At 54.9% G+C, this 18859-nt stretch carries 16 protein-coding genes; 11 read left to right on the forward strand and 5 right to left on the reverse strand.

Annotation, left to right across the window (positions count from 1 at the left end):
- Positions 1 to 94: 94 nt before the first annotated feature.
- From ABO_RS03745 to sat, 6 genes are all read left to right on the forward strand, one after another.
- Complete coding sequence (locus ABO_RS03745; RefSeq protein WP_011588009.1) at positions 95 to 1318, forward strand: argininosuccinate synthase; 1224 nt, start codon at positions 95 to 97, stop codon at positions 1316 to 1318.
- A 493-nt stretch (positions 1319 to 1811) separates the two neighbouring features.
- Positions 1812 to 2195, forward strand: a complete 384-nt coding sequence (gloA, locus tag ABO_RS03750) for a lactoylglutathione lyase (protein ID WP_011588010.1) — start codon at positions 1812 to 1814, stop codon at positions 2193 to 2195.
- A complete protein-coding gene (locus ABO_RS03755; RefSeq protein ID WP_011588011.1) occupies positions 2195 to 2653 on the forward strand; it encodes an ATP-dependent zinc protease family protein in 459 nt (152 codons plus the stop codon). Before gloA ends, ABO_RS03755 begins: the two co-directional genes overlap by 1 nt.
- A complete protein-coding gene (gene rimK / locus ABO_RS03760; protein WP_011588012.1) occupies positions 2650 to 3558 on the forward strand; it encodes a 30S ribosomal protein S6--L-glutamate ligase in 909 nt (302 codons plus the stop codon). Before ABO_RS03755 ends, rimK begins: the two co-directional genes overlap by 4 nt.
- A 118-nt stretch (positions 3559 to 3676) precedes the next feature.
- Positions 3677 to 4735 (forward strand): succinylglutamate desuccinylase/aspartoacylase family protein, encoded by a 1059-nt coding sequence (locus tag ABO_RS03765; RefSeq protein WP_011588013.1) that lies wholly within the window; start codon positions 3677 to 3679, stop codon positions 4733 to 4735.
- Positions 4736 to 4935: 200 nt separating this feature from the next.
- Positions 4936 to 6141 carry a sulfate adenylyltransferase gene (gene sat, locus ABO_RS03770; RefSeq protein ID WP_011588014.1) on the forward strand — a complete coding sequence of 402 codons (1206 nt, stop codon included), beginning with the start codon at positions 4936 to 4938 and terminating at the stop codon, positions 6139 to 6141.
- Positions 6142 to 6304: 163 nt separating this feature from the next.
- On the opposite strand, the gene ABO_RS03775 is transcribed toward sat, so the two are convergent.
- On the reverse strand, positions 6305 to 6631 hold the full coding sequence (locus ABO_RS03775; RefSeq protein ID WP_011588015.1) for a YecR-like lipofamily protein: 327 nt from the start codon (positions 6629 to 6631) through the stop codon (positions 6305 to 6307).
- Positions 6632 to 6895: 264 nt separating this feature from the next.
- Here ABO_RS03775 and ABO_RS03780 point away from each other — a divergent pair, with 264 nt between their 5' ends.
- On the forward strand, positions 6896 to 7801 hold the full coding sequence (locus ABO_RS03780; protein ID WP_011588016.1) for an aspartyl/asparaginyl beta-hydroxylase domain-containing protein: 906 nt from the start codon (positions 6896 to 6898) through the stop codon (positions 7799 to 7801).
- Between the two features lie 434 nt (positions 7802 to 8235).
- Positions 8236 to 8910, forward strand: coding sequence for a hypothetical protein (locus ABO_RS03785; protein WP_011588017.1), 675 nt, complete (start codon positions 8236 to 8238; stop codon positions 8908 to 8910).
- A 90-nt stretch (positions 8911 to 9000) separates the two neighbouring features.
- Here ABO_RS03785 and ABO_RS03790 read toward each other — a convergent pair whose 3' ends face one another.
- Both ABO_RS03790 and recQ read right to left on the reverse strand, forming a co-directional pair.
- Positions 9001 to 10380 (reverse strand): DEAD/DEAH box helicase, encoded by a 1380-nt coding sequence (locus ABO_RS03790; RefSeq protein ID WP_011588018.1) that lies wholly within the window; start codon positions 10378 to 10380, stop codon positions 9001 to 9003.
- 459 nt (positions 10381 to 10839) lie between these two features.
- Entirely contained in the window at positions 10840 to 12981 is a 2142-nt protein-coding gene (gene recQ / locus ABO_RS03795; protein ID WP_011588019.1) for a DNA helicase RecQ, read from the reverse strand.
- Between the two features lie 100 nt (positions 12982 to 13081).
- Here recQ and chrA point away from each other — a divergent pair, with 100 nt between their 5' ends.
- Positions 13082 to 14224 (forward strand): chromate efflux transporter, encoded by a 1143-nt coding sequence (gene chrA, locus ABO_RS03800; protein ID WP_041704899.1) that lies wholly within the window; start codon positions 13082 to 13084, stop codon positions 14222 to 14224.
- A 102-nt stretch (positions 14225 to 14326) separates the two neighbouring features.
- On the opposite strand, the gene ABO_RS03805 is transcribed toward chrA, so the two are convergent.
- Positions 14327 to 15073 (reverse strand): ParA family protein, encoded by a 747-nt coding sequence (locus tag ABO_RS03805; RefSeq protein ID WP_011588021.1) that lies wholly within the window; start codon positions 15071 to 15073, stop codon positions 14327 to 14329.
- Positions 15074 to 15378: 305 nt separating this feature from the next.
- Here ABO_RS03805 and ABO_RS03810 point away from each other — a divergent pair, with 305 nt between their 5' ends.
- The gene (locus ABO_RS03810; RefSeq protein WP_231483486.1) at positions 15379 to 16425 is read left to right on the forward strand and encodes a DUF4062 domain-containing protein; all 1047 of its coding nucleotides are present in this window, start codon (positions 15379 to 15381) and stop codon (positions 16423 to 16425) included.
- A 136-nt stretch (positions 16426 to 16561) separates the two neighbouring features.
- Here ABO_RS03810 and ABO_RS03815 read toward each other — a convergent pair whose 3' ends face one another.
- The gene (locus ABO_RS03815) at positions 16562 to 18280 is read right to left on the reverse strand and encodes a proline--tRNA ligase (RefSeq protein ID WP_035460828.1); all 1719 of its coding nucleotides are present in this window, start codon (positions 18278 to 18280) and stop codon (positions 16562 to 16564) included.
- A 147-nt stretch (positions 18281 to 18427) separates the two neighbouring features.
- Here ABO_RS03815 and ABO_RS03820 point away from each other — a divergent pair, with 147 nt between their 5' ends.
- Complete coding sequence (locus ABO_RS03820) at positions 18428 to 18835, forward strand: PaaI family thioesterase (protein ID WP_011588024.1); 408 nt, start codon at positions 18428 to 18430, stop codon at positions 18833 to 18835.
- Positions 18836 to 18859: the final 24 nt, after the last annotated feature.

Below are 18859 nucleotides of genomic sequence, written 5' to 3' on the forward strand. Positions count from 1 at the left end.
GGCAGGCGGGTACAATACGCCCCCTCTATATGCCTCACGATTCATCGGGCGCTGGCTCATGCGCTGCCGGCGACCCATTTGCGGAGTCTTTTCAATGTCCAAGATCAACAAGGTGGTACTGGCTTATTCCGGTGGCCTGGATACCTCGGTTATCGTCAAATGGCTGCAAGATACCTATGACTGTGAAGTGGTGACGTTCACCGCGGATATCGGTCAGGGTGAGGAAGTGGAGCCAGCCCGGGCCAAGGCAGAAGCCATGGGCGTGAAAGAGATCTACATTGAAGACCTGCGCGAAGAGTTCGTCCGTGATTATGTCTTCCCTATGTTCCGCGCCAATGCCATCTACGAAGGTGAATATCTGCTGGGTACGTCTATTGCGCGCCCATTGATCGCTAAGCGCCTGGTGGAAATCGCCGAAGAAACGGGCGCCGATGCTATTTCTCATGGCGCCACCGGCAAAGGTAACGACCAGGTGCGTTTCGAGCTGGGCGCCTACGCCTTAGCCCCCGGCATCCAGGTAATTGCTCCCTGGCGCGAGTGGGACTTGAACTCCCGCGAAAAGCTGATGGCGTATTGTGAAGAGCGCAATATTCCGGTGGATTTCTCCAACAAGAAGAAAAAATCCCCGTACTCCATGGATGCCAACCTGCTGCACATCTCCTATGAAGGCGGCAACCTTGAAGACCCGTGGTGGGAAGCGGAAGAAGACATGTGGCGTTGGAGCGTTAGCCCGGAAGCAGCGCCGGATCAGGCGACTTACATTACTCTGGGCTTCGAAAAAGGCGATATCGTTTCTATCGATGGTGAAACCCTGAGCCCGGCCGATGTGCTGACCAAGCTGAACAAGCTGGGTGGAGATAACGGCATTGGCCGCCTGGATATCGTGGAAAACCGCTATGTGGGCATGAAGTCCCGTGGCTGCTACGAAACACCCGGTGGCACTATTATGTTGCCGGCTCACCGTGCCATCGAGTCTCTGACACTGGATCGTGAATCTGCACACTTGAAAGATTCGGTAATGCCCAAGTACGCGGAGCTGCTGTACAACGGTTACTGGTGGAGCCCGGAACGTCTGGCTCTGCAGAAGCTGATTGATGCCACCCAGGAACACGTGAACGGTGAAGTACGCCTGAAGCTCTATAAAGGCAGCGTGACTGTGGTGGGTCGTCGTTCCGACAATGACAGCTTGTTCGACGCCTCCATTGCTACTTTTGAAGACGATGCCGGTGCTTATGATCAGAAGGACGCGGAAGGCTTTATTAAGCTAAATGCTCTGCGCTTACGTATTGCGGCTAAAACCGGCCGTAAGCTTAGCTAAGAAACGCGGCACGTTGCATGTGCACGGAAACCGCCGCGAACCCTGGGTTCGCGGCGGTTTTTTTTGGCTGTTTTTCAGCCCCATAGGTCACATGGACATCTGCAAATCGCATTTCGATCGTAGGATCTTTGCCTCGGTAGACGGTAACTATTTGCATTTGCCCTACACGGCATCGCTGTGAGCGCAGCTGACAGCACGTTTCTGCCTGCTCGTTTGGTCTGGGTGAAAGTGAATACTCACCTGCAACGTATACATGACGACCGTAGGCCGAAAAGCAGATGTAGATTACCAGGATTCTGTGTTGCTGCTTTGGATCATGTTGCCGAATGCTAGGCTCAGATAGTTCTCTGGCCTTGGCGGGCGTGGGACCTTACGCGTTAGCTTTACGGTTTTTTTCTTGTTAATTCACCAAACTGACACCACACTCCGCCCTGATAGGGCAGGGCCTGTACAAGCCTTGTAGCGTTCTAATATCGTTGGGAGCCATTCTTGCATGCGAATCCTGCATACCATGTTGCGTGTGGGCGACCTTGAGGCGTCCGTTGCTTTCTATACTCAGGTGCTGGGAATGACCGAATTGCGTCGTAAAGAGTATCCGGAAGGCCGCTTTACCAATGTTTTTGTGGGCTTCCAGCCAGAATCTGAGGGTGCGGTGCTGGAGTTGACCTACAACTGGGATCAGAGCGCCTATGATCTGGGCGACGGTTATGGTCATGTGGCTCTTGCCGTGGACGACGTGTACGCTGCTTGTGAGCGTATTCGGGAAAAAGGTGGCCGTATTACCCGTGAGCCGGGGCCCATGAAACACGGCACTACGGTACTGGCCTTTGCCCAAGACCCGGATGGCTACAAAGTCGAATTGCTGGGACGCGATTGATGGTATCGAATGATTCGCAGGCACTTAGCAAGGTGACGGTAGGGTGGCGCGAGTGGGCTACTTTGCCGGAGCTGGGTATTGATGCCATCAAGATGAAGGTGGATACCGGTGCTCGTACCTCGGCGTTGCATGCCTATGAGGTAGAAACCTTTGAGCGCGGCGGTAACGAATGGGTACGTTTTTGTATTCATCCGATTCAAGATCAGAACACCATTCGTGAATGTGAAGCCCCTGTGCTGGATCGCCGAGTGGTCACTGACTCCGGTGGGCACAAGGAAGAGCGGCCCGTGATTCGCACAGAGATCGCGTTAGGTGGGCGCCAATGGCCCATAGAAATCACCCTCACTGACCGTGAAAATATGAAATTCCGCATGCTGCTGGGACGAACCGCCATGGATTTGATAACTGTGGACCCGACAGCCTCATTCCTACTGGGCGGCACAAAAGAGCAACCATGAAAATTGCGATTCTTTCCCGAAACAAGCGTTTGTACTCTACGCGTCGCCTGGTCGAAGCCGGCGAAGCAGCGGGCCATGAAATGCACGTAATTGACACTCTGCGTTGCTATATGAGCATGGTGGCCCACAAGCCGGAGATTCACTACAAAGGTGAAGTGCTGGAAGGCTTTGATGCGGTGATCCCCCGTATTGGCGCCTCGATTACCCAGTACGGCACGGCGGTGGTGCGCCAGTTTGAAATGATGGGCGTGTTTCCGGTGAATGAATCGGTGGCGATCTCCCGTTCCCGGGACAAACTTCGCTCCTTGCAGCTATTGTCCCGTAAAGGGGTTGGCCTGCCGATTACCGGTTTTGCTCATTCTCCGGATGACATTCCTGATCTGATCAACATGGTTCGCGGTGCGCCGCTGGTGATCAAAATGTTGGAAGGCACCCAGGGAATCGGTGTGGTGCTGGCGGAAACACGCAAGGCGGCAGAGTCGGTGATCGAAGCCTTTATGGGTTTGAACGTCTCGGTGATGGTGCAGGAGTACATCAAGGAGGCCGGCGGTGCGGATATCCGCTGTTTTGTGGTGGGCGGCAAGGTGATTGCGGCCATGAAGCGCCAGGCCGCCCCGGGTGAATTTCGCTCCAACCTGCACCGCGGTGGCAGTGCTAGCCTGATCCGTATTACCCCGGAAGAGCGCGCCACTGCGGTGCGTGCTGCGCGCATCATGGGCCTCAACGTGGCCGGTGTGGATATCCTGCGTTCACACCATGGCCCTGTGGTTATGGAAGTGAATTCCTCGCCGGGCCTCGAAGGCATCGAAACAGCCACCAATAAGGATGTGGCCGGTTTGCTGATCAAATTTATCGAAAAGGATGCGCGGCCTTATAGAACCCAGACAAAAGGATCCAAAGGCTGACGGAGGTCACCGTAGGAGCCCCTTGAGGGACGAAATGGGTAGGCGCCATTGGCCTCTTAAGGGCTCCTGCAGGGAGATCTTTAGCACAACGGTTTTTCTCTAAGGTATTGAATAAAAAATGAAAAATAGTAGAGAGCCTAAAAATACCCCCTTCGAGATCAACGGCATTACGGTTCAGCCCGGCACTCGGGCGAAAGTGGAATTGCCGTTAGCGCAGCTTTATACCCAAACACCGTTAAACGTACCGATCCATGTGATTCATGGGCGTAAGCCGGGACCGGTATTTATGGTCAGCGCGGCTATCCATGGAGACGAACTGAACGGCGTGGAAATCATTCGCCGCCTGTTGCGCCACTCCGCATTAAAGAACCTTAGCGGTACCGTGCTGGCGGTGCCGGTGGTGAATGTGTTCGGCTTTATCCATAAATCCCGTTACCTGCCGGATCGCCGGGACTTGAATCGCTGTTTTCCCGGTTCTGAAACCGGCAGCTTGGGCGCGCGAATGGCGTGGCAGTTCAAGACTCAAGTGCTGGACCGGGTTAGCTATGCGGTGGACTTGCATACCGGCGCTATTCATCGCGATAACCTGCCACAAATTCGGGCTAATCTGTCCAACGAAGATACCGGTGCCATGGCTAACGCCTTTGGCGTGCCGGTGGTGATTAACTCGGTACTGGGCGAAGGCACCTTGCGCGAAGTGGCAGAAGCTCAAGGCATTCCGGTGATTACCTATGAAGCTGGCGAAGCGTTGCGCTTTGATGAATCCTGTATTCGTGCCGGCGTCAAAGGCGTGCTCAATGTCATGCATCACCTAGGAATGACCGGTAGCCGCCGTACCAAAGCCCCGCGTGAGCCTTATATTGCTCGTTCTTCAAGCTGGGTCCGTGCGGAACGCGACGGTGTGTTCTTGTCACTGGTGGCGCTGGGTGCGTGGATTAAAAGCGGCGATTTGATCGGTCGCATTTCCAGCCCGTTTGGTGGCGACGACGTGGATATTATTTCTCCCGCATCGGGCATTCTGGTGGGTCGCAATAACTTGCCGCTGGTGAATGAAGGCGAAGCCTTGTATCACATTGCTCGTTTCGAGGAAGTCAGTGAAGTGGCGGAGTCACTGGAAGTCTTTACCTCGGATATCGAAGACGGGCCGACGCAATCCGGGCAGCTGCCGATTGTATAGAGCATAGAGCATGGCGCGTTGAATTGAGTCAGGAAAGAATGGGGCTCGCTGTTCGTGGTAACGGCTTAACGCTTTACAAGGCTCCTTATGCCGGTTTGCGTTTGTCTTATGCCTCATTGTTGGGCCGACCTGACACTCGTCTTTTGTTATACTGCGCCGCTATATGGATGCCTCGTTGATTGAGTATTTGGAGTAACTAGATGGTCGCTTTGGTCAAGCCGCATGGTGCGGATGAATTAACCCCCCTTTACGTCGCCGATGAAGACGCCCGCGTTGCCTTGCAGCGTGAAGCGGAGACTCTGCCTTCGGTGGTGATCAGTTCCTCGGCCGCCGCCAATGCGGTGATGATGGCGGCTGGTTATTTTACCCCGCTCACGGGTTATATGAATAAGGCCGATATGTTGTCGGTGGCTGATAACCTGACGACCGCCGATGGCCTGTTCTGGCCTGTGCCGATCCTCAATATGTTGAAGGATGTTAGCGCTATTGCCGGGGCCAAACGTATTGCTTTGCGCGATCCCAATGTGGAGGGTGAGCCGGTAATTGCGGTGATGGACGTGGCGGCCATTGAGGAAGCAACTGACGCTGAGTTGGAAGCCGTTGCGGAGAAGGTTTTTTCCACCACAGACAAGCAACATCCGGGCGTGGCCAACTTCCTTGCTGCGGGTAACTTTATTGTTTCCGGCGACATCCAGGTGTTGAATTACTCCTACTTTGCTGACGACTTCCCTGACACCTTCCGCACCGCGGTGTCCATCCGTAATGAATTTGTTGAACGCGGCTGGAATAATGTGGTTGCTTTCCAGACCCGTAATCCGATGCACCGTGCCCACGAAGAACTGTGCCGCATGGCCCAAGAAGCGCTGAACGCCGATGGCATCCTGATTCACATGCTGCTGGGCAAGCTGAAAGCCGGCGATATTCCGGCTGACGTGCGCGATGCCTCCATTCGCAAGATGGTAGACGTCTATTTTCCGCCCAATACCGTGATGATTACCGGCTACGGCTTTGACATGCTATACGCTGGCCCCCGTGAAGCGGTACTACACGCGGTATTCCGCCAGAACTGTGGTTGCAGTCATTTGATCGTTGGTCGTGATCATGCCGGAGTGGGTGATTATTACGGTGCCTTCGACGCACAAACCATCTTCCAGGAGAAAGTGCCAGCGGGTGCACTGGAAATTAAAATCTTCGAAGCCGACCACACCGCCTATTCGAAAAAACTCGATCGCGTGGTGATGATGCGCGATGTGCCTGATCACACCAAAGACGATTTTGTACTCCTGTCAGGTACCAAGGTGCGTGAGATGTTGGGCCAAGGCATTGCGCCGCCGCCGGAATTTTCGCGCCCGGAAGTGGCACAGATTCTGATGGATTATTATCAGGCGCTGGATGCCGGAAAGTAATCGGCCCCAAGAGCCGTTGCGCTTGATCGACATTGAGTAAAAGGAAAAAGCCTCTGGAAAGAGGCTTTTTTTTGTTTATGGATGGTCGACGTTGGACAGGAAAAAATAAGCAACTATAAGCAACTAAGGAGAGCGGCTGGCCATCGTCGCGTTTTTAGCCGTGTTATTGTGGCTGGTTCGGTCCCGTGCATTGGAAGGTGGCATTGACGGTCCAGCCGATGCAATTTCCATCCTGGGTTTCATTGTTGCAGGTCCGCTTCGGTTTGCCGCTGGGAATCGCACCGTTATAACCCCAGCCTTGGCATTGGGTGCTGGCTTTCTGCAGGCCCTGTTGCCAATCTATCTGTGGGTTTTGCATCAGGCTGTAGTCGGTGGCCAGGGTCACGGAGCCTTCGGCTTGGTTGCCATCGGCGACGCGAATCGGCGAGGCGGGGGTTACGCAGGCGGTCAGCGAAGCAAAGGCAAGAACGGCAATCAATCGAGTGAGCATAAAGCGCTCCAGTCAGTTTGTGAGCATTAACCGGCAAGTTTACGGGCTGGCTTGACGGACTCAAGCGGCAATCTGTAAAGAAAGCAAAATGGTGATAACGGTAGTGTCTGTATTCCCGCAAAAGAGGCAACAGACCAGTGGAGCCGTTTGACAGAGCAATGGCGCTGATTGGCAGGTATTATGCTGATTTTACGGGGTGGTTTTTAAGATCCCGTCCGTCGATTTTTCGGGCAGTAGGTCTGCCCAGAACCCAGGGAAAAGCTGATGACAGTGATTCTGGCCTGCCTGCTAATTTATGCCGGCTGTATTCTTTTTATCCGGATGCGTAATCGCGAGCCGTTTGGCTTGAAGCGCCAGTTGTCGGATTTTTCCACCTTTATGGTGCCGTTCAATATCCCCGCCTATTTGCTGTCCAAAGTGCCAACCACACCGCGTATCGATTTGTCGTATCTGCCGGAGCTGCAACTGATTGAAGATAACTGGGAAACCATCCGTGATGAGGCGGTGGCGCTGTACCAAGGTGGTTTAATTACGGCAAAGGATGACCTGCCCGCTAGCAGCTTCTATAAGGATAACCGTTGGACCAGCTTCTACTTGAAGGTGTACGACAATAAGCTTCCCTCCGCCTACAATTTAGCGCCTAAAACCATGGCGCTGCTGGAGCAAATCCCGACGCTGAATATCGCCTTGTTCGCGGTGTTGATGCCGGGCAAGAAGCTCAATCGGCACCATGATCCTTTTGCCTACACCTTGCGATACTCCATTGGGTTGAGTACACCCAACGATGAAGGCTGCGGATTGACGGTGGATGAAGAGGATTATATCTGGCGTGATGGCGACAGTATTATCTTTGATGAAACCTATATTCATTCCGCTTGGAACCGTACCGAGACGCCTCGTATTATTTTGATGACAGACGTGGACCGGCCCATGAAAATTAAATGGGTGCAGAAGAGCTATTGGTTTTTTGGCTGGTTCTTTAATCGTTTGTTCATGATCGATAACGTGGATAGCAGCCATACGGGTATTGGCAACAAATTGGGCAAGGGGGTGTTGGCTTACAAAGCGTTCCTTAAGTCCGTAAAAAGAAAGAACAAGCCGTTCTATGTGACAGCCAAATGGATAGTGGTGCTGGCGGTGCTGGGCAGTATCGGTTACCGGTTGGTGTAAGGAGGGGGCGCTGCCTGCACCCGGTGAGGGTCTGATTTAGCTGCAGCATACCCTCCGACTGCAAGCCTCTTTCTCCTTCTCGGCTTGCCAACAAACGTGTGTCTTTATTTATGATGTGAACCCCGCAGCATCTGGGGCCGGAGGGTATTTGAGTACCGCGCATGGCTTGTGATGCCAGCAAACAGAAGCATTGCGCAGGCTGCTGGGGCCGGCATCACTGGTGTGGCACGGCGTTGGAGCAGGCAAACGGGTGTGGATCGGCAGCTCGAGAGTCGGCTACACATGACGCCCGTTAGCCCCATATACGTATAGCCTTTGTTATTCCGGCCTGATCGGCGTTTCCCCTGCGCCCATGGCACCGTTATTATGGCCAACTTGATCGGCCGCCCATTAGGTGGCCTGGGCACACAGACCTGTAAAGCAAGGATCTAACAATGAAAAACGTGGTGGCGATTCCAGCAAACCCGGCGCTGGTGAACAGCACAGAAGATTTTATTCATGCGGTTGAAAACGACCGTAAAGATAGCGCAGAAAAGTTTATTGAGATGGTGGACCACCTGACCGATCGTGTTATTAGCCTGCTTCTTTTGGAACCGGCCAACAGGACCGAGCTTTCTGGCGGCCAGAAAAAAGTGATCGATTTTGCCGTTTCAACGGGGAGTAAGGCGTCCAGCATGCTGACTCGCCAGATTTTCAAAAAAATCACGAGCAAAGAGTTTTCGCGGGTATTGGCCAATGTAAAGGAGATGTACTGGCCGGCCGGTGACGATAACGATAACCAGGCGTATATGGCGTTTGCGGTGGATGACGATTTTGCCGAGCGCTTCCATAAGGCCACTGAATTGTGTGCAGCGGGTAAAGGAACCGAAGAGGTGTCGCTGGTAATCCGTGCAATGAATGATGTGTCGGACAAAGTGATTGATGAGGTTTTTGTCGCCAATACCAAGGAAGTGAAGGTGGGGTTTGTGTCCCAGAAAGCCTTGAATGTAGGGGTGGACGGTAGCCGCAAAGCGATGCATGCGGTGAACAACAAGGTTTTGAAAGACCTGAGTGATGCCGATCTAAAGGCCTATATGGAGCAGTATCAGAGCCTGTTGCGCCAGCGTTAAGGTTTTGGCGTGAGTACAAAAAACGGGGCCTGTAGGCCCCGTTTTTTGTTCGCCATCAGTTGCCGGGCGTTATGCGTCTCGCCACGGCATTTAGGCTTTGTTGCCATTGGCGGGGCGGTTGCCTGGGGGACGACGGCGGCGTTGTCCATTTCCGGCAGGTTTGGCGCCATGGCTACTATTGCCGCCATTACCACTCTGGTTTCCCTTGCTGCCCTGTTGGGCGCGCTGGCCGTTACCCGAGGGCTGGCCGTTGCGGTTCCTGCCTGCGGAGGCAGGTTTAGGCTTCTTGGGGCGCTTGCTCTTGGGGGGAAGGGGCGCGCGGCCGGTAGGTAAGGGTTCGCTAGGCTCAAAGCCCGCTACAATTTTGCGTTCCAGCTGCTGTTGGGTCAGGCGTTCAATGTCTTTGAGCTGCTGGAATTCGTCGGCACTGACCAGAGAGATGGCTTGGCCAGTGGCGCCGGCCCGGCCAGTACGGCCGATGCGGTGCACGTAATCTTCGGGAACATTGGGCAGGTCCACATTGACGACCTGAGGCAGCTGCTCGATATCCAAGCCACGGGCGGCGATATCCGTGGCGACCAGGGCGCGGACTTTACCACTCTTGAAATCAGCCAGTGCCCGGGTGCGAGCATTCTGGCTTTTGTTGCCGTGGATGGCCGCCGCTTCGATACCGTTGGCTTCCAATTGCTTGGCCAGTTTATTGGCCCCATGTTTGGTGCGGCTGAATACCAACACTTGGAACCAACCGTTTTCTTGAATCAAATGGGTAAGCAAAGCGGGTTTGCGCTTTTTGTCCACCGGGGCAATCCACTGTGTCACCAGTTCGGTAGTGGTATTGCGTGGGCTAATATCCACTTCCACCGGGTCGTTGACCAGGCCTTTGGCCAGCGCGCGAATTTCCGACGAGAAGGTGGCAGAGAACATCAGGTTCTGCCGCTTGGGCGGCAGTTTCGCAAGAATTTTGCGGATGTCGTGGATAAAGCCCATATCCAACATACGGTCGGCTTCATCCAGAATAAGCACTTCCAAGTGATCAAACTTCACCGCGTTCTGCTGGTATAGGTCCAGCAGGCGCCCCGGAGTTGCCACCAGCACATCGCAACCGCCACGCAAGCGTTGCATTTGTGGATTGATCTTCACTCCACCGAATACCACGGTGGACGTTAGGGGCAGGTTCTTGCCGTAGGTGGCCACACTCTCTGCTACTTGGGCGGCCAATTCGCGGGTCGGCGTGAGCACCAGAGCCCGGACTTGGTTATTGCGGGCGGGTGAGCCCGTGCGCAGGCGCTCCAGAAGCGGCAACGTAAAGCCGGCGGTTTTGCCGGTACCGGTCTGGGCTGCGGCCATCACATCACGGCCAGAGAGTACGGCGGGAATGGCCTGAGCCTGAATAGGAGAAGGGGTGTCGTAGCCACGTTCAGCGACGGCCGCTTGCAGGGCATCACACAGCCCGAGATCTGAAAAATGCATGAAGTTGGGAGGATCAGCTGGAAAAGGGCGGCAAGCCTAACTGATCCGGGCGGTGAACACGAGTAATGCTTGGTAAAGCCGATGACCGGTTTAGGCCGTTAAGAGGTTGGCATGTTCCCCTGTATAGATTCTTCCTGTTCCTTTTTTTCCTCCTCCCGCTGTTTGTTTTTTGTACTTGCGTTAGCCTAATCCAGTAGTGGATTTTGTTGTATCGGTATAATTTTTTGCTTACATCGGCGTCATCATTACCGTGCCGAAGTTGAGTATGGCCTGCTGGTGGTCTACAGCCGCTACGAGATTGGCTTAGTACATCGTTGATCAAACTTCCTGACACTGTAGTTTCCGCGTTCGTTTAAGAGAGGCACGGAAAAAGAGTGAAATAACCAGTTTAGGGCAGATGGTTAGCTGCCAGGATTCAGAGATCACTGAGGAAAAGACGGTGTTTCTGCGCAGGGAGGTTTAGCACTGCGCCAAAATGGCTTGACGTACACAATGAAGAACGCCTGTGGGCCAGTCATCGGCTAGTTGTTCTTTGATCTGGCGGTAGCTGAACGTGTCTTCGGCCAAGTTAGCTTGGCTAAGCAAGGCATCTTGAATAATACCGATTTCTACGTGGCTAAGGCCCAACGCTTGTTCCAGTGACAACTTACCGCTCACGATTAGTTTGCTCAATGCTCGGTAGATGGTCTGTTCGTTCACGTTCTGTTGTCGGGCGATAGCGGGTGGATCCATGTTGGCCAGGGCCAGAGTAAGAATGTCGTTGCTGTCGGGGCCGGCAGCGTCTGCCTCGTCGTTGTCATTACCCTCTGCGTGGCCATTCAGGACAGCTAAAAAGTCGTCACTGTAACGGTCCAGTTTGCGATCGCCCACCCCGCTTACGGCGGAAAATTCCCGATGGTTACGTGGCCGAATGGCGAGCATGTCCATCAGGGTGGCGTCGTGGAACACTACGTAGGGTGGCACGCCTTCTTCTTCTGCCAACCGTTTGCGACAGGCGCGCAGCGCTTCCCAGAGTGTGCGGTCGGCCTCTGCCACGTTGGATTGGCTTTTGCGCAGGCCCGCTTTCTTCGCTTTGGCGATTTCCTTGCGCAGGAGCAGGGGCTGCTCGCCGCGCAAATAAGGGCGGCAAGCATCGGTGAGCTGGAGAGCCCCGTAACCATTCATGTCCACGGTGAGAAGCCCACGGGCTACCAGTTGACGGTAAATGCTGCGCCACTGGGTAGCGCTGAATTCGTTACCGATGTTCCAGGTGGACACATGGTCGTGGCCGGCGCTGGCGACTTTGTCCGAGCGGTTGCCGGTAAGGACGTCGATTAAATGGTTGACGCCAAAGCGTTGTCCGGTGCGATACACACAGCTTAGGGCTTTTTGAGCTGCCTCGGTGGCGTCGAAGGTTTCCGGTGGGTGCAGGCAGGTGTCGCAGTTGCCGCAGGGTTTTTCCAGGGTTTCGCCAAAATAATGTAGCAGGGCCTGACGGCGGCAGTGGGTGATTTCACATAGCCCTAGCATGCTTTCCAAACGCTGGTTTTCATTGCGCTTGTGTTGCTCGTTGCCGCTGCCCTGGGCGAGCATCTGTTTTAATTTGATGGCATCTTCCAGTCCATAGGCCATCCAGGCGGTGGCCGGATTACCGTCGCGGCCGGCACGGCCAGTTTCTTGATAGTAGGACTCGATGCTTTTAGGTAAATCCAGGTGTGCCACAAAGCGTACATCGGGCTTGTCGATACCCATGCCAAAAGCAATCGTTGCCACCATGACGATGCCGTCTTCGCGTAAAAACCGCTGCTGATGTTTTTCCCGCATGGGACCAGACAGCCCGGCGTGGTAGGGCAGGGCATTGATGCCTTGCTGGCATAACCATTCAGCCACCCGGTCCACCTTGTTACGTGACAGGCAGTAGACGATGCCGGCTTCGCCGGCGTGTTCTGCGCGCAGCAGGCGCAGTAGTTGGTTGCGGGCGCCGTCCTTGCGTTCGATGCGGTACTGGATATTGGGGCGATCAAAGCTGGAGACAAAATGCCGTGCCTGAGTTAGGTCGAGTCGCTCGGCGATTTCCGTGCGGGTGCGCTGGTCCGCGGTGGCGGTTAGCGCAATGCGCGGCACATCCGGAAATTCCCGGTGCAGCAAGGATAGCTGCAGATAGTCGTTGCGGAAGTCATGGCCCCATTGGGAAACGCAGTGGGCTTCATCAATGGCGAACAGGGCAATCTCAGCCTGTTTCAGCAGCGCCAGGGTGCGCGGTTGTATGAGCCGTTCGGGGGCGATGTAGAGCATGTCCAGCTCACCCTGCAGCAGGGCGCTTTCCAGCGCCCGGGCCTGATCGTGCGCCAGGGTGGAGTTAAGAAAGGCCGCTCTCACCCCTAACGCTTTAAGGGCGTCCACTTGGTCTTGCATCAGTGCAATCAATGGGCTGATCACTACACCGGTACCTGTGCGCACCAGTGCGGGAATCTGGTAGCAAAGAGATTTACCGCCCCCGGTGGGCATGAGCACTAAGGCGTCGTCACCTTGTATCAGGGTATCGATAACGGTTTGTTGTTCACCACGGAATTGATGATAGCCGAAGACATGTTCGAGCACGGAGTGGGCATTGGATTGCATGGTCGGGAGTATACCTGCAGGGCGGAAACGATGACATCCGTCTGACACTACGGTGTGGTAGCGTTTTGGGTACAACTGATAATAGGTGTGAGTGCAGTTAATGACCGATATTTTTCGGCAGTTTTTGTTGTTGGGTTTGATCAGCTTTGGCGGGCCGGCGGCGCACGTGGGCTATTTCCATCAGCGTTTCGTGGTGCAACTGCAATGGCTGAATGACGAGGATTTTGCGCGCTTGTTGGCGCTTACCCAGTTTCTACCGGGGCCGGCATCCAGCCAGTTGGGCTTTGCTATCGGTCGGTTACGGGGTGGGGTGGCTGGCGCTTTTGTGGCGTTTATAGGCTTTACGCTTCCGTCTTTTCTCTTGATGGGGTTGCTGGCCCTTTATGCCAACGCATTGCCGCTCTGGCTGCAGGGGGGAGTGATCAGCGGGCTTAAGTGGCTGGCGGTGGTCGTGGTTGCTGATGCGGTATGGAATATGGGGCGGCGCTTCTGTACCCATAAATTGACCCGGTGTTTGGCAATGGTGGTGGCGTTACTGTTAATCGGTTGGCCTACCCTCTACGGGCAAGTGATCGCGTTGCTGTTAGCGGCGATTGTGGGGGGGCGTTGGTTGCGCCCAGTGCTAGCCGGCCCAGCTGTGGGCAAGCCCGTGCTACGGCGGCGTCCTTTGGTGCTGTTTGGGCTATTAGTGGTGGCGGCGCTGTTAACTGACGGACCGTTGCTGGCGCTGTGGAATGATTTCTTCACCGCCGGCGCCTTGGTTTTCGGCGGCGGCCATGTGGTTCTCCCCTTGCTGCAGGAATTGGTGGGCTCACGGCTGAGCCCGGATGCCTTCCTCACCGGCTACGCCGCCGCGCAAGCGGTGCCCGGGCCGATGTTCTCATTGGCCTCCTACTTAGGGGCTGTGTTATTGCCGGCTAGCCCGTGGTGGGGCGCATTGATTGCCACCCTGGCCATTTTTTTGCCCGGTTTCTTACTGGTGTTGGGGTTGATGGACGCTTGGCAGTGGTTGTCTTCTCGTCCTGCACTAGCCGGGGCGGTGGCGGGCATCAATGCGGCAGTGGTTGGGTTGCTGTTGGCGGCGCTTTATCAGCCTGTGTTTGTTTCCGCGGTGCATGATGTTTGGGATCTGTTGGCGGTGTTGACTGGTTTATTGTTGCTGTACAGCGGCAAGGTGCCGCTATGGGGGATGGTGCTGTGCATGACGATGCTGGGCGTGCTGGCACAGACCATGCTGAACTAAGCTTTTTTCTGGCGCCACATTGGTGCCCTTGGGACTTGTCCTCGGGGCTACCAAGTAAGGAGAGGTTCGCCTCTCACGAAAAGCCCCCCCCGCCTAGAGAAACTATAATTTCAATTTTCCGACAATCTCGAACCACATGGCGCGAAAAGCTTGGGCGCTTGGGGTGTAGGGGGCAAACTCGCCTACTGGGGCTCTGTGGTCGCCCATCTGCTCCACGTGAGTGGAATAGGGAATCCAGGTTTTTAGCCCGCCTTTCATTGCCTTGGGGCGCTTCACCAGCATTTCCACGTGTAGATCCCGGTGGCGATCCACCATGTTGAAAAACGGCACTACGGTTAGGTTCTTGTAGTTTTTGCTGTCCAGCCAGTCGAGAACCTGCTGGAAAGCACGCACTGACAGGTGAGTGGGAATCACTGGGACAAACAGATAATCAACCGCAGCGAAGATGCTTTCGGCCATCGGGCTTAAGGTGGGAGGGCAATCCAGAATAACCAGCTCGTAGCTTTCCCCCAGCGGAGCAATCAATTGTTTCAGGCGGTTTTTGGCGCCGCCATTTTCGATTAGCTTGATGTCCGCATTACGCATGGAAAGATCGGCAGGGATAGCATCCAGGTTGCTCCAGCGGGTTTCCCGTTTTAGTCGGCCGATCGGTTGTTTGCCTTTGATCAAGTTGCCTGCTTTGTAGCCATCGCCATCATCTACGCCCAAGTAGAAGCTGGCGGCACCTTGTGGGTCTAGGTCCCAAAGCAGAGTGCGGTGTTTCCAGCGAGCAGCATGCCAGGCAATGTTCACTGCTGTTGAGGTCTTACCTACACCCCCTTTCAGGTTGTAAAAGGCAATGGTTTGCATGGCGTTCCTTTCCTGTAAACTTTGGAAGTGTATTGCGGGCAAGTTGTTGAAAAGCCCCATAGGGCAAGGGGAAGGGCTTTTCAAAGCCTGCGTGGGCTTCCTTTGCCGCCGGTGCAATCAGCCATTATAGCGGCCTTGGCCGCGTTATAGACTGGGCTCAGGCTAGCATGAACCAGTTAAATGTCCATGTCGGGTGTATGCTGGGCTTTCAGGCTACCAGGCTGGCTTGTGATCGGGGCAGTCAGGCGTTTTAATAACCATCCGCCGACCGAACCCAATGGGCCGGAATTACAAAGAATGAGGTCATGATCAGGGTGAGCGCGACAGCCAACAAATGCTATCAAGCCTTTATCAGCGCCACGTTTCCCGATATGCGGGGAGCGCGCCAGGCGTTGATGCCGCCCATGTTGGCTAGTGGCCTGATTCCCACCGGATTGGACAGTGCTGCTGCAGAATGTAATACGCTGTTGCCGGTCATCCAGACGCTGATTGATAGCAGTGATTATTTCATTCTGATTGTGGGAGGTCGTTACGGAACGCTCTCTCCTATGGGCTTGAGTGAGATACATCGCGAGTACATTTTCGCCGCGACTAAACGCAAACCTATCATCGCGTTTATTCATGATAATCCTTCTGAGCTGTCGGAAGCACAACGCGAGCCCACCCGTGAAGGGCAGGTGCGACGAGACGATTTTGTTCGCCTGCTAGAAGAAAAAGTGGTCTGTTATCGGTGGAGTACCGAAGCGGGCTTGAATGCGCTTGCTGGTAAGGTTATCCCTAACTTTATTCGGGATCACCAAGCGGTGGGGTGGGTACGTGCCGATCAGGTTGGTGAGGGCCTCGGCGCCTCGAGTGAAGCGCTGAAGGCGCGTATTGAAATGCTCGAAAAAGAGCGGGAAGAGGCCTTTAACCAAGCACGCCCACCATTGAGGACTCTAGCCCGAGGTGGGGACCGGGTGGCACTGGATTATTCTTGTAATGTTTATGAGGGCGGTGACTGTAAGCTGGCCACGGTGACTACTAAAATTAGCTGGGACCAGGCGTTTTCTTGTGTGGCGCCACTAATGCTGAACCCGGTGGCTGAGTCGGTGTTACAGAAGGCTCTGGAAGGTTTTATTGGCCGTAAAGCATTGGGGGATGTGCAGGCAGATTTTCCGCGAGCTCATGCGGTACGCAACGTGGTGCTGGCAACGCATGCTTTTAATCAGGTGAAAATTCATCTGCGAGCACTGGGGCTGATTAACCGCTCCGCGGAAAAAGATAGCCGAGGCCTACCGCTCTGGCAATTGACGGCCCACGGCGACAATACCATGAGCCAAGTGATGGCGGTAAAGCGGAGCGTTAAGGTCTAGCTGATAATTGATAACAGCGCGAATGGGCCGTTGGTGATTCTCAAAAGCAAAGAGGCCGCGCCCATTCTATGGGCGCGGCCTCTTTGCTTTTCGAGGAATGACTTACTGTCTTACGACAGCTACCTATTCTTAATGATCAATTCATTCCCATCTTCTCTTTCAGGAACGCCACAATCTCGTCCATGGCCACCTCGGTCTTGTCCGCATCTCGGCGGCCCTTGTACTCAAGCACGCCGTTGTCCATGCCACGTTCAGCGATCACGATGCGATGGGGGATGCCCAGCAGTTCGGTGTCGGCCAGTTTCACGCCCAAGCGTTCTTTTTCCCGATCATCGAACAATACTTCAATACCCATGGCGGTGAGTTCTGCGTAGAGCTTTTCCGCTAGCTCTCTCTCACGGGGGCTCTTTTTGATGTTCACCGGCACTAGGGCCACCTGGAACGGTGCAATGGCTTCTGGCCAGATGATGCCCCGGTCGTCGTTGTTTTGTTCAATGGCAGCGGCGACTACGCGGGTGACACCAATACCGTAGCAGCCCATGGGCATGACCACCGATTTACCATTCTCATCCAGTACGGTGGCACCCAAGGCTTCGGAGTATTTGGTGCCCAGCTGGAAGATATGACCAACCTCAATACCGCGTTTGATGGTCAGCGTGCCGCTACCATCTGGGCTTGGGTCGCCGTCCACCACATTGCGTAGGTCAGCAATTTGCGGCAGCGCCACGTCGCGCTCCCAGTTGATATTGAAGTAGTGTTTGCCGTCTTCGTTGGCGCCGGCGCCGAAGTCGCTCATCACTGCCACGCTGCGATCAGCGATAACCGTAAATGGTAGGTCTACGGGGCCTAGGGAGCCGGGGCCTGCACCTACTGCTTTGCGAATCTCCTCTTCGCTGGCAAATTCCAGCGGTGTGGCGACGGCATCCAGTTTCTCGGCTTTAATATCGTTCAGTTCGTGATCGCCACGCACCAGTAATGCTACCAGCTGGCCTTCTTCTGCCCCTTTAACAACCAATGTCTTGATGGTTTTTTCAATGGGCAGGTTGAATTGAGTCACCAGCTCTTCAATGGTTTTAGCGTTGGGGGTGTCTACCTTTTCTATGGCCGCGCCTGGGGCCGGGCGTTCGCTGGTGGGTGCCAACGCCTCCGCCAGTTCTACATTGGCCGCGTAATCGGAACCATCGGAAAAGGCGATATCATCCTCACCCGACTCGGCCAGCACATGGAATTCATGGCTGGCGGCCCCGCCGATGGCACCGGTATCGGCTTCTACCGGGCGGTAATCTAGGCCCAGGCGATCAAAGATGGCGCAGTAGGCGCGGTGCATGATCTGGTAGGTGTCTGCCAGGGAGTCCATATTAGTGTGGAAGGAGTAGGCGTCCTTCATGATGAATTCGCGAGAGCGCATGATGCCGAAACGCGGGCGAATTTCGTCACGGAATTTGGTTTGAATCTGGTAGAAATTGGCGGGGAGCTGTTTGTAGCTGTGCAGCTCATTGCGCACCATGTCGGTGATCACTTCTTCATGGGTGGGGCCCAGGCAGAAGGGATTGTTGTGCCGATCGGTAATACGCAGCAGTTCAGGGCCATAGGCCGGAGCGCGGCCGGACTCTTCCCACAGCTCCATGGGTTGAACCACTGGCATCAGCACTTCCTGAGCGCCGGCCCGGTCCATTTCTTCCCGGATCACCTGCTCCACTTTGCGTAATACCCGTAACCCGGATGGCAGCCAAGTATAAAGACCGGAAGCCAGTTTGCGGACCATGCCGGCACGCAGCATTAGCTGGTGGCTGGTTACAACGGCGTCTGCAGGAGTTTCTTTAACGGTAGCAAGCAAATACTGGGAGGTGCGCATAAAAGGAGTCTTCGGCCAATTGATTCGATAAGCCCTCCATTCTATGGGCAAAGGGCACGGCTAACCAGTCATCCGCGTTTTCCTGCACTGTGTTTATTTGTTCGGCTTTCGTATGCTTGGGCTCTCTGAGTTAATTGAGAAATAGATATGCTGAATGCACAACAAGTGCAGGATCTGATTTACCAAGGTTTGCCGGCGGCTTCGCAAGAGGGGCTGCAGATCGAAGCGGTAGGGGAGCAAAGGGCGCGATTGCGCTCTCCGTTTCGACCTTCGACCCTGCGCCCCGGCGGTAGTATCTCAGGGCCAACCATGATGGGACTGGCCGATGCGGCCATGTACGCGGCAATCTTGGCTGAGTTGGGCCAGGTGGAGATGGCCGTAACGCAGAACCTGAACATCAATTTTTTGTCACGCCCGGCGCCAGCGGATCTGATTGCTGAAGCGGTGATCTTGCGGTTGGGCCGGCGCGCTGCGGTATTGGAAGTACAGCTGTTCAGTGAGGGTAATGATGAAATGGTGGCTCACGTCACCGGGACCTACGCGCTGCCGCATTGAGTTACACGTTACGAAAAAAGATAG

Origin of the sequence: Alcanivorax borkumensis SK2 (assembly GCF_000009365.1) — a bacterium.
GTDB lineage: Bacteria > Pseudomonadota > Gammaproteobacteria > Pseudomonadales > Alcanivoracaceae > Alcanivorax > Alcanivorax borkumensis.

Bases quoted from the DNA above. Each gene is read 5' to 3' on its own strand.
- ABO_RS03775 (WP_011588015.1), bottom strand. From the start codon at position 6,631: ATGCTCACTCGATTGATTGCCGTTCTTGCCTTTGCTTCGCTGACCGCC.
- ABO_RS03820 (WP_011588024.1), top strand. From the start codon at position 18,428: ATGCTGAATGCACAACAAGTGCAGGATCTGATTTACCAAGGTTTGCCG.
- gloA (WP_011588010.1), top strand. From the start codon at position 1,812: ATGCGAATCCTGCATACCATGTTGCGTGTGGGCGACCTTGAGGCGTCC.
- rimK (WP_011588012.1), top strand. From the start codon at position 2,650: ATGAAAATTGCGATTCTTTCCCGAAACAAGCGTTTGTACTCTACGCGT.
- chrA (WP_041704899.1), top strand. From the start codon at position 13,082: ATGACCGATATTTTTCGGCAGTTTTTGTTGTTGGGTTTGATCAGCTTT.
- ABO_RS03815 (WP_035460828.1), bottom strand. From the start codon at position 18,280: ATGCGCACCTCCCAGTATTTGCTTGCTACCGTTAAAGAAACTCCTGCA.
- ABO_RS03765 (WP_011588013.1), top strand. From the start codon at position 3,677: ATGAAAAATAGTAGAGAGCCTAAAAATACCCCCTTCGAGATCAACGGC.
- ABO_RS03810 (WP_231483486.1), top strand. From the start codon at position 15,379: ATGATCAGGGTGAGCGCGACAGCCAACAAATGCTATCAAGCCTTTATC.
- ABO_RS03805 (WP_011588021.1), bottom strand. From the start codon at position 15,073: ATGCAAACCATTGCCTTTTACAACCTGAAAGGGGGTGTAGGTAAGACC.
- ABO_RS03755 (WP_011588011.1), top strand. From the start codon at position 2,195: ATGGTATCGAATGATTCGCAGGCACTTAGCAAGGTGACGGTAGGGTGG.
- recQ (WP_011588019.1), bottom strand. From the start codon at position 12,981: ATGCAATCCAATGCCCACTCCGTGCTCGAACATGTCTTCGGCTATCAT.
- ABO_RS03790 (WP_011588018.1), bottom strand. From the start codon at position 10,380: ATGCATTTTTCAGATCTCGGGCTGTGTGATGCCCTGCAAGCGGCCGTC.
- sat (WP_011588014.1), top strand. From the start codon at position 4,936: ATGGTCGCTTTGGTCAAGCCGCATGGTGCGGATGAATTAACCCCCCTT.
- ABO_RS03780 (WP_011588016.1), top strand. From the start codon at position 6,896: ATGACAGTGATTCTGGCCTGCCTGCTAATTTATGCCGGCTGTATTCTT.
- ABO_RS03745 (WP_011588009.1), top strand. From the start codon at position 95: ATGTCCAAGATCAACAAGGTGGTACTGGCTTATTCCGGTGGCCTGGAT.
- ABO_RS03785 (WP_011588017.1), top strand. From the start codon at position 8,236: ATGAAAAACGTGGTGGCGATTCCAGCAAACCCGGCGCTGGTGAACAGC.